General features: G+C 70.6%; 11 protein-coding genes and 2 tRNA genes. 3 read left to right on the top strand and 10 right to left on the bottom strand.

What is annotated here, in order from left to right; genetic code table 11:
• Window positions 1–51: 51 nt before the first annotated feature.
• From ygfZ to N5096_RS14065, 3 genes are all read right to left on the bottom strand, one after another.
• Window positions 52–1,212, bottom strand: a complete 1,161-nt coding sequence (gene ygfZ / locus N5096_RS14075) for a CAF17-like 4Fe-4S cluster assembly/insertion protein YgfZ (protein ID WP_267665444.1) — start codon at window positions 1,210–1,212, stop codon at window positions 52–54.
• 78 nt (window positions 1,213–1,290) lie between these two features.
• Window positions 1,291–1,590 (bottom strand): DUF6432 family protein, encoded by a 300-nt coding sequence (locus N5096_RS14070; RefSeq protein WP_267665443.1) that lies wholly within the window; start codon window positions 1,588–1,590, stop codon window positions 1,291–1,293.
• A gap of 43 nt (window positions 1,591–1,633) precedes the next feature.
• A complete protein-coding gene (locus tag N5096_RS14065) occupies window positions 1,634–2,155 on the bottom strand; it encodes an archaemetzincin family Zn-dependent metalloprotease (RefSeq protein ID WP_092564926.1) in 522 nt (173 codons plus the stop codon).
• Window positions 2,156–2,194: 39 nt separating this feature from the next.
• On the opposite strand from N5096_RS14065, the gene N5096_RS14060 reads away from it, so the two are divergent.
• Window positions 2,195–2,692 (top strand): UPF0146 family protein, encoded by a 498-nt coding sequence (locus N5096_RS14060; RefSeq protein WP_267665442.1) that lies wholly within the window; start codon window positions 2,195–2,197, stop codon window positions 2,690–2,692.
• Between the two features lie 64 nt (window positions 2,693–2,756).
• The gene (locus N5096_RS14055; protein ID WP_267665441.1) at window positions 2,757–3,620 is read left to right on the top strand and encodes a TIGR01548 family HAD-type hydrolase; all 864 of its coding nucleotides are present in this window, start codon (window positions 2,757–2,759) and stop codon (window positions 3,618–3,620) included.
• Between the two features lie 45 nt (window positions 3,621–3,665).
• On the opposite strand, the gene N5096_RS14050 is transcribed toward N5096_RS14055, so the two are convergent.
• The 3 genes from N5096_RS14050 to N5096_RS14040 all read right to left on the bottom strand — a co-directional run bounded on the left by N5096_RS14050 (window position 3,666) and on the right by N5096_RS14040 (window position 4,421).
• Window positions 3,666–3,741, bottom strand: a tRNA-Ile gene (locus tag N5096_RS14050).
• 44 nt (window positions 3,742–3,785) lie between these two features.
• On the bottom strand, window positions 3,786–4,250 hold the full coding sequence (locus N5096_RS14045; protein WP_267665440.1) for a group I intron-associated PD-(D/E)XK endonuclease: 465 nt from the start codon (window positions 4,248–4,250) through the stop codon (window positions 3,786–3,788).
• 63 nt (window positions 4,251–4,313) lie between these two features.
• Window positions 4,314–4,421 (bottom strand) — tRNA-Asn (locus N5096_RS14040).
• A 164-nt stretch (window positions 4,422–4,585) separates the two neighbouring features.
• Between N5096_RS14040 and cca the strand changes: the two genes are divergently transcribed.
• Entirely contained in the window at window positions 4,586–6,004 is a 1,419-nt protein-coding gene (gene cca, locus N5096_RS14035) for a CCA tRNA nucleotidyltransferase (RefSeq protein ID WP_267665439.1), read from the top strand.
• Between the two features lie 24 nt (window positions 6,005–6,028).
• On the opposite strand, the gene N5096_RS16370 is transcribed toward cca, so the two are convergent.
• Genes N5096_RS16370 through N5096_RS14015 form a run of 4 tightly spaced genes read right to left on the bottom strand, consistent with a single transcriptional unit; the run spans window position 6,029 to window position 8,320 of the window.
• Window positions 6,029–6,412 carry a hypothetical protein gene (locus tag N5096_RS16370; protein ID WP_267665438.1) on the bottom strand — a complete coding sequence of 128 codons (384 nt, stop codon included), beginning with the start codon at window positions 6,410–6,412 and terminating at the stop codon, window positions 6,029–6,031.
• 60 nt (window positions 6,413–6,472) lie between these two features.
• Window positions 6,473–6,838, bottom strand: a complete 366-nt coding sequence (locus tag N5096_RS14025; RefSeq protein WP_267665437.1) for a fluoride efflux transporter FluC — start codon at window positions 6,836–6,838, stop codon at window positions 6,473–6,475.
• Window positions 6,835–7,182 carry a fluoride efflux transporter FluC gene (locus tag N5096_RS14020; protein WP_267665436.1) on the bottom strand — a complete coding sequence of 116 codons (348 nt, stop codon included), beginning with the start codon at window positions 7,180–7,182 and terminating at the stop codon, window positions 6,835–6,837. Before N5096_RS14020 ends, N5096_RS14025 begins: the two co-directional genes overlap by 4 nt.
• Window positions 7,183–7,201: 19 nt before the next feature.
• A complete protein-coding gene (locus N5096_RS14015) occupies window positions 7,202–8,320 on the bottom strand; it encodes an ATP-binding protein (RefSeq protein WP_267665435.1) in 1,119 nt (372 codons plus the stop codon).
• Window positions 8,321–8,451 lie beyond the last annotated feature (131 nt).

The following is an 8,451-nucleotide window of genomic DNA, read 5'->3' as shown; positions in this document are numbered from 1 at the left end:
TCGCGCCCGCAGGGCGCTCGGCGGCACGCGCCGACCACGACCGCGGTGCGACTATTCGTCGCTCGAATACGTCGGCACCCGGGCAGACCGTGCGCTCCCGTCGACGAATGAGAAGGGGAGGTCGGCTCGCGTCGCCGCGACCTCCTCGCTGTCGACGCGGACGCCGACCGAGTCGAGGGCGGCGTCGTACCGGACCAGCGCCAGCGCGATCGGCTCGCCCGAGGCGGGACCGACCGCCGCGCGAGTCACCTCGCCGACGGCCTCGTCGCCGGCGAAGACGGCCGCGCCCGGCGTCGGGAGAATCTCGTCGTAGCCCTCCGGGTCCGCGTCGCCGTCGGTCTCTGCGGTGGCGTCGGCGAGGCCGTCGAGGGCGAGCCCGACGAGTCGCTGGCTCGGGCGTCCTTGGTTCTCGACGCGGGAGACGACCTCCTGGCCGACGTAACAGCCCTTCTCGAAGTCCAGGGCGTTGCGGAGGCCGAGGACGTTCGGCACCGTCCCCTCCAGCTCGTACTCGAAGAGCGGCGTGCCGGCCTCGGCGGAGAGCGCGTCCCACGTCCGGTAGCCGAACGGGGCCGCGTTCAGCCCGCGGTTGATCAGCGTGTCGAACACTTCCTCAGCGTCGTCGGCCGCACAGACCACCTCGTACCCCTCTTCGCCGAGGGGCGCGTCGGTGGCGATCACCGTGACGCCGGCGTCGACCATCGAGCCGCGAACGAACGAGAGGGGCTTCTCGGGAGCGCCCGGCCCGCCGAGTACGGAAGCGATCTTCTCGGTCGACTTGGGCCCGTGAACGCCGAACACGCCGAACTCCTCGGAGGCGTCCTCGACCGTCACGTCTTGGATGAACACCTTGCTCGACCAGTCGTCGGCGACGGCCTCGGTGCGCTCGGGGGGGAGGAAGACGAGCAGTCGCTCGTCGGCGTTGTACACGTACATGTCCGTCTCGATGCCGCCCTGCGGGTCGAGCAGGAGCGTGTACACGCCCTGCCCGTCCTCTGCCGGGACGCGGTTGGAGACGGCGTTGTCGACGAACTCGACGCGGTCGTCGCCCGTGACCGCGAGCACGCCGTACCCCATCTCGATCGCGCCGACGACGTTGCGGACCGCCTTGCCGACGCGCTCTGGCTTCCCGTAGTGGTCGACCACCCGGCGGCCGCCGCGGTCGCGGTACGTCGCGCTGTGGGCGCCGTGCGTGCCGGAGACGAGAGTCATACCGGTACGGAGTCGGGGGAGCGGCAAAAGGTCGCTGGCTCGCGGTGGGGTCGCGCCGACGCCGCGCGGGTGACCGGGCTACAGCCCGAGCCGATCGCGGAGCGCCTCGACGAGCCCGTCCGGGGGATCGTCGCCCGGCGCGTCGGGGTCGGGAACCACCCGGTCGTGCGCGTAGACGCGGACGCGCTCCTCGCTCTCGACCGTGATGAGGGAGTCCGCCTTCAGCGCGGAGAGGGCCTCCTCGACGGCGTCGATGTCGGCGTCGACGGCCGCCCGCGCTTCCAGCACCGTCATCCCCTCGTCGCCGCGGTCGACGAGCGCGTCCAGCAGCGCGACCTCGACGTCGGGTCGGTCGCGGTATTCCGGCTTTGCGGCCATGGGCGGTAGTTGGACAGGACGAGGTTTACGTCTACCGGCGGGGCTAGCGAACCAGCCGAGAACAGGAGCCACAGAGGTTCTCCTCTTTCACGTCGACCTCGCGGACCGTCGGGGAGAAGGACATGACGCACTTGCTGTTGTCGCAGTGTTCCAGTCCGAGCGTGTGACCGATCTCGTGGACCACCTCCTTGCGGACGCGGTCGGAGAACACGTCGACCGCGGGCTTCGTGGACACGCCGCCGTCGGAGGAGGTGCGGAGCCGGTGCGTCGAGATCACGGAGCCGTTACCGTTGAGGTACGCGAGTCCGAACACGTAGTTCCGGCGCCGGTAGTAGAGGTCTTGGGGGGTGATACCAATGTTCTTCTCGCCGCCGCCGACCCGGCTGACCGTCTCGATGAGGTCCTCTGCGCGGTACTGGTCGCGACCCTCGTCGTAGGCGGTCTCGGGGATCGGCTGATCGTCGTGGACCGTGACGTCACAGTCGTACACCGATCGGAGCGCGCCGGAGGCCTCCCGTTTCACGCGGGGGGTGACTTCCCCGACGGGAACGATGTCCACGAGCATGAAACTGCTTTTGACCGCCGCAATCATAAAGCCCGCGCCGTGGTCTCACCGTCCCGTCGGGCGCTCGTCGAGGAGCTCGCCCGTCACGATCGGCTGCTCGAGGTCGGCGTCGGCGATCGCCCCGGCGTCGCGCGATCGCTCGCCGAGCGCGGTCGCGGCGTCGTCGCGATCGACGTCGCCGTCGGCGAGGCCGCAATAGCGGCCGCGAGCGAGACGGAGGGGTCGGAAGTCGCCGGCTCGCTGCGCGTCGTTGAGGCCGACGTGCTCGCCCTCGCGGAGGCGACGGACGGAGAGACCGGGACCGCGCTCGACGGGACAACTGGGGGGTTCGACGCGGTGTACGCGTGCAACCTCCCGGCCGAGCTGCAGCGCCCGACGGCGGCGCTCGCCGACCGGCTGGGCGCTGAGTGCGTGTTCACCACGCTCGGGTTCGAGGAGCCGACGGTCCCGGTCCGGCGGAAGTCACTGCCGGAGGCGACCGTCTACGTCGCCCGAGGCGATCCGTCGGAACCCGGGTCCTCGGAGTCCGAGCGGTGAGCGCCTTCCGGCCGAACCGACCGCGAACCCGAACGTTCTTTCCCTCACCTGCCGGCGTACGGGTATGCAGGTTGACGCAGTCGTTCTCGACATCGACGGCGTCCTCGTCGACGTCGGCGACTCGTACCGGCGGGCGATAATTGAGTCCGTCGACAGGGTGTGCGGTAAGACGATCGAGCGCGACACGGTCCAGGCGTTCAAGGACGCCGGCGGGTTCAACAACGACTGGGAGCTGACGGACGCGGCCGCGCTGTACGTGTTGGCGCGCCGCGAGGGGCTGGGGCTGGACCCCGTGGCGTTCACCGACCGGGTCGCCGAGGCCGGGGGCGGGCTCGCGGCGGCGAAGGCGGTCGTCGGCGACCTCCCCAGGGTGGCGCAGGCGCGGGTCCGCGACCAGTGGGACACCGAACGCCTCCGCGAGACGTTCCAGGCGCTGTACCTCGGCGAGGAGCTGTACCGCGAGCTGGAGGGCGGCGAGCCGCCCCTGTCGGCGCCGGGGTATATCCACGACGAGCCGACGCTCGTCCGCTCGGAGACGATCGGCGATCTCACCGAGCGGTTCGACGTGGGGGTGTTGACGGGGCGCCCCGCGGCCGAGGCGGAGATAGCCTTGGAGCGCGTCGGCCTCGACGTCCCTGAGGACCGGCGGTTCACGATGGACGACTGGGAGGAGGGGAAGCCGCACCCGCGGGCGCTCGTCGAGCTCGCGGAGCGGTTCGGCGCCGAGCGCGTCGCCTTCGCCGGCGACACCCTCGACGACGTCCGGACCGCGCGCAACGCCGACGACGAGGACGCGGGCCGGGTTTATTACGGGCTCGGTGTCCTCACCGGTGGCCTGACCGGCGAGGACGGGCGCCGGAAGTTCGCCGAAAACGGGGCCGACGCGGTCGTCGACGACGTGAACGAACTGGTCGGGTTGCTGGAGTAGGACTCTCGTTTATCAGTTCTCGCAGGAGTACCCGCCGCGGGAGAATGGGCCTTGCCGGATTTGAACCGGCGATCACTCCGTTATGAGCGGAGGGCTTTGAGCCAGACTAAGCTAAAGGCCCGCGTCAGACTGGAATACAGGAGACACATTCTTTAGGGTACCGCATTAGCCCGAGCGTAGCCCATCGGGAACCGTATCGAGCCGGTACTCTTCGTGCCAGTTGACGTTCGCTCGGTTGTTGTTCGCGGCGGGTTCGTACCGGATCGTGGTCGCTGTTGATCCCGCCTCCTCGATCGTAACGAGGTATATCTCCTCCTCTCTGACGTTCAGGACGGAAAAATAATCAATTTCGCCCTCGTATCCCTCTCGTTCGTATCCGTCACTTTTTGTCCGAACGCTTCGAGTCCGAAATTCCACCGTACTATCGCGTTTGCCGTCGAACGCGGTCTTGGCTTGGATTCGGTAGAAACGGCCGCCGATCTCTGCTACGAGATCGTACGGCTCGTTGTCGTAGGCCGGCGTGAGCACGGACACGTCGCGGGCGATCAGTTCCGCCGTGACAGTCGCTTCCGTGGCCTGTCCACGCTTCTGGGGTTCTTCTAAGCGGTTATACTGTTCAAACAGCGACATACGGCGGTCTGAGTCGGTATCGTATAAAACGCGTAGGCGCGAACAGAATCGAACGGGAAGGGACGCCGAAGCCAGGACTCGAACCTGGGACCGCCTCGTGACTGTGACGTTCGGGGGAAGTCCGCCGAGCGTCGTAACAGCGAGGCGCTCTACCAACTGAGCTACTTCGGCTCGTCTTCGGATACTCGTGTTCTTTTGATATGGCTTTCGTTTCCGCCCGACTCGGGGGGAGACGAGTTGACACGGCGTCGGGGACGCGATCGTCGTCGGGTCTCTTTCGACCCCGCCAACCCCGCGACCGACACGTTTTCGGCCGGACCGCGAGAGATCCGGCCATGGACGATTCCGAGTCGGACGAAGCCGCGTCCGACGACCTCGAAGCGGTGCTCTCTCGCGTCCGCGACCGGGTGGTCCCGGAGCCCGCGGAGCGCGAGCGCCTGCGGGCGGTCGCCGGCGAGCTCGTCGAGCGCGCCCGCGAGGCGATCGCTGACCTCCCTGTGGCGGCCGACGTGGTGCAGGTGGGCTCGACGGCCCGCGGGACGTGGGTTGCCGGCGACCGCGATATCGACCTGTTCGTCCGGTTCGCCGCCGACCTCGAGCGCGCCGAACTGGAGGAGTACGGGCTCGCGGTCGGCCACGCCGTTCTCCCCGACGGACACGAGGAGTACGCCGAGCACCCGTACGTGAAGGGGACCCACGAGGGGTTCGACGTCGACCTTGTCCCCTGTCACGACGTGGACGCCGCGGCGGAACTCGTCTCCGCGGTCGACCGGACCCCCTTCCACGACGCGTACCTCTCCGCGCGGCTCGACCGGGAGCTCGCGGACGACGTCGTACTCGCGAAGGCATTTTTAAAAGGAATCGGCGCGTACGGGAGCGACCTCCGCACGGAGGGGTTTTCGGGGTATCTGACGGAGCTACTCGTCTTGGAGCTCGGCGGGTTCGTCCCCCTCGTCGAGTCCGCCCGGAGCTGGCACCCGCCGGTGGAGTTCGACCCGGAGGGCCACGCCGGGGAGACGTTCGACGACCCGCTCGTCGTCGTCGACCCCACGGATCCGACTCGGAACGTCGCGGCGGTGCTCTCGGCCGCGAACGCCGCCCGGTTCCAGCATTACGCCCGCGAGCTGCTCGCGGCGCCGGGCGAGGCGCTGTTCGAGCCGGACGATCCCGACCCGCTCGACTCGGCGGGCGTGCGCGGCCACCTCGACCGGCGGGAGACGACCCCGGTCGCCGTGGTCTTCGACGCGCCCGACCTGGTCGACGACCAGCTGTGGCCGCAGCTCCGACGTTCCCTGGACGGGACCATCCGGGGGCTGAACGCGCACGGGTTCGACGTGCTGCGCGCGCAGGCGATGGTCGGCGACGACCGAGCCGGAGACGACTCCACCGGATCGGTCCGCGCCGCGCTGTACGCCGAGCTGGAGGTCGCGGAGCGGCCGGCGGTCGAGCGCCACGAGGGGCCGCCGGTCGCGGTGCGGAAACACGCCGCAAGCTTCTACGAGTCGTACGCCGACGACGTCGACCCGGAGACGTACGGCCCGTTCATCGAGGGGGACCGGTACGTCGTCGAGCGGGAGCGGGCGTTCACGACGGTGCGCGAGTACCTCGAGAGCGACGCCGCGGGCGACGTCGCGCTCGGGGCGCAGGTGGAGCGGGCGTTCGCCGAGCGCGACGTGCTGGTCGGCGACGCCGTCGCGACGCTCGCTCCGACGTTCGGGACAACCCTCCGCGAGTTCTACGAGCCGCACCCGTGAGGGGGCCTCGATTCCGCCGCGGGTTCAGCGAGGCTCCGCCGAGAAGCGGTCCGAGACCAGGTAGACGAGCGCGACGGTCGCGACCAGGGCCGCCCCGATCGCGGAGGTGAACGCCGCGACCCGGGGGAAGACGAGCCAGAAGGCGACGTAAAAAGAGAAGCCGAAGGCGAGCAGTCCGGCGATCACGACGCCGCGCGTCGGGTTCTGCACGGCGGCGACGAATATCCGTTGCGGCAGCGAGAGGTCCCCGAACGCCGGCGCCTCGTCGCCGAACGATCCGGCCGGGGCCTCCGAGGGTGTGGCCTCCGGGGAAGCGGCGCTCGCGTCGCGGTCGGCCGCGTCCGGTTCGCGGGTCGCGCGTCCGGTGTCACCGCCGTCGTCTGCCCGGCTCTCGGCGTCGTCAGTCACACGAGAGGATACGTCCCGGAGATGCCTGTACCTGTCGCTCGCGGGCGTCGAGTCGGAGGGTTACCCGGCCCACGCGACCGCGTCGACGAGCGCCGATCCGACGAGGAACGCGAGCAGCGCGGCCAGCAAGTTCGCGGCGGCGAACCCGACGGCGACGTCCGTCTCTCCCCCGCTCGCGGCCGATACAGTCTCGACGGCGAACGACGAGAACGTGGTGAACGCGCCGCAGACGCCCGCCCCGAAAAGCAGGGTCGCCGCGGAACCGACCGGCGCGGCGAGGACGGCCCCCAGCGCGAGGCTGCCGAGCGCGTTGACGGCGACCATCGATCGACGGCCGCCGACCCGGATCCCGACGGCGTGTCTGGCGGTCGCGCCGACTGACCCGCCGACGCCGACGAGCGCGGCCGCGAGGAGCGGGTCGGTCACGACCGCCCCCCGACCAGGAGTCCGGCGAGGGCGGCCGCGAGTCCGATCGCGTAGCTCGCGGCGACGTACCCCGTTCCGGAGAGCCCCCCGAGCGCAACGGCGTCGGCGACGAACGTGCTGTAGGTCGTGAACGACGAAAGCGCCCCGGTGCCGACGAACAGCCGAGTTCGGGTCGCAGTCGAGCGAGAGATCAGCAGACCGAGCGCGAACGACCCGACGGCGTTGACGACGAGCGTGCCGAACCCGGTCGGTCCCCCGACGGCGACGTCGACGCCGTGCCTGACGACGGCGCCGAGGAAGCCGCCGGCGGCAACGAGGAGAAAGCCGAGCGGCGTCCGTTCCATACGAACGGGTCGGGGGGAGTCATCTTGTGCCTTCGGACTCGCCCGCGTCCGAGCCGTCACCGTGCGGGGGGTCCGGGGTTTCGCCGCTATCGAGATCGCTCGCCCGCGGGCTCCCCCCGCCGTGCGGCGTTCGCCGCTCGCGGACCCGAACGGTGTGGGCCGTCTCGGTCGCGTCGTCGACGACGAGCGCCTCGCCGGTGCCGGTCGGGAGCCGCTCGGCGAGATCGCCGGCGAGGTACGTCGCCTCGGCCTCCGCGAGTCGGGCGACGTCGCGCTCGGCGGTGAGCCGGTGACAGATCAACAGGTCCGACTGGGAGACGGCGACGCTCGGCAGGGCGCCGGGGCGCTGCGTCGCGCAGAGGAGGGAGACGCCCGGCGCGCGACCCCGGGTCAGGAGCGTCCTGAGCGCGGGGTCGGCGACGCCGTCGAAGAAGGCGTGCGCCTCGTCGACGAGCAGCCAGGGGAGCCGGTCGAGGTCGCCATCGATCCGCGCGTCGTACAGTCCGCGGGCGACCGCCCTGACGACGGCGGCCGCGGCGGCCTCCGGGACGCCGGCGAGGTCGAGCGCCGTCGGTGACCGGTCGGCAGCGAGGGAGGCGATCGGCGGCGCGTCGGCGTCGAACACGTCCCACGACGCCGCGAGCCGCAGGTGATTCGCGGCGGCGCGACGCGCGTCCGTCGGCGCGTCGGCCTCGGCGACACGGTCCCGTAGGTCGGCGATCGCGATTCCCTCCGCGCCTTCTGTCGCGTCGGCGACGGCGCGCCACACCACCCCGCCGGGACCGCCCGTCGGGTCGAGTCCGAGGAGGTCCGGCCACGCGGACGCCGGGATCGCGCCCGGACGGATCGCGGGAGCGGCCACGCGACCGCCCGCGGCCCGGAGCCCGCCGAAGACGCCCATCGGGTCGATGACGACCGGCGAGACCCCCGGCGCGGCGGCGAGCCCCTCGGCGAGGACGCCGAGCGTGTACGACTTCCCGGTACCGCGCTTCCCGAAGACGACGCCGGCGTGGGGACGGTCCGCGTCGACGCCGACGGCGGCCCCCGCGCTACCGTCACGGGCGAGGAACGAGCCGAGACGGACCGTCGGGAGCGACGGAGAGCGCTCCGCGTCGGTCTCGCGTCCGAGCACGTGCATGCTGGGCGGTGGCCGCGGTATCGTACAAAAAGGCTCTGGAGGGAGAAACCATCGCGTTAATTGTATGTCTTTACCCCGATGATTCAACTGCCGGCACGGTGTGAGCCCGTGGAATCATCTCGTTATCTCGG

It is taken from the genome of Halorubrum yunnanense (genome assembly GCF_026586675.1).
GTDB classification, from domain to species: domain Archaea; phylum Halobacteriota; class Halobacteria; order Halobacteriales; family Haloferacaceae; genus Halorubrum; species Halorubrum yunnanense.
This window is presented reverse-complemented; position numbering and strand designations above follow the sequence as displayed.